Source organism: Bacillus cereus group sp. BfR-BA-01310, from assembly GCF_022664325.1.
Taxonomy (GTDB): domain Bacteria; phylum Bacillota; class Bacilli; order Bacillales; family Bacillaceae_G; genus Bacillus_A; species Bacillus_A paramycoides.
Map to the genome: position 1 here is coordinate 1 of NZ_JAKUHD010000085.1, position 485 is coordinate 485.

Here is a 485-nt window from a genome sequence, read left to right on the forward strand (position 1 = left end):
TTCACAACATTAGCTAAGTGAATTTGTGGCGGAGCATCAAACAGGATATGTATGTGATCCTCTTCACCGTTCATTTCAATAATTGTACAATGCCACTTTGTAAATAGGTTGTGGGCAATTTCCTCGAGCCTATTTTTTATGTTTTCATTGATACAAGGATGTCTGTATTTTGTAACGACAACTAAATGATATGTTAGTTTATATATCGCGTGTCTATTCTTGTTAAATTCATGCATGAAACCACCCCTTATTATTTTACAACTAATTTATGATAGGTTACAATCCTAACATACTCAAATACGAAACGGAAGGAGGGTTTGTTGGATGTCCGCGAAAAAATCTAAAACGTTAAAACATAAAATAACAAATCAAACAAACATATTTGAACCAACGGTTCAAATTTTTAATGAAGCACTTTCGTATTTTATGAATGTTATTGATAAAGAATTTTTAAGTTTGGACGATTGGAACACAAAAGGAATCGT

At 32.0% G+C, this 485-nt stretch carries 1 protein-coding gene; it reads right to left on the reverse strand.

Annotated elements, in window-relative coordinates:
• On the reverse strand, window positions 1-236 hold a 236-nt coding region (gene tnpA, locus MR109_RS29665; protein WP_242274859.1), incomplete at its 3' end, for an IS200/IS605 family transposase.
• Window positions 237-485: the final 249 nt, after the last annotated feature.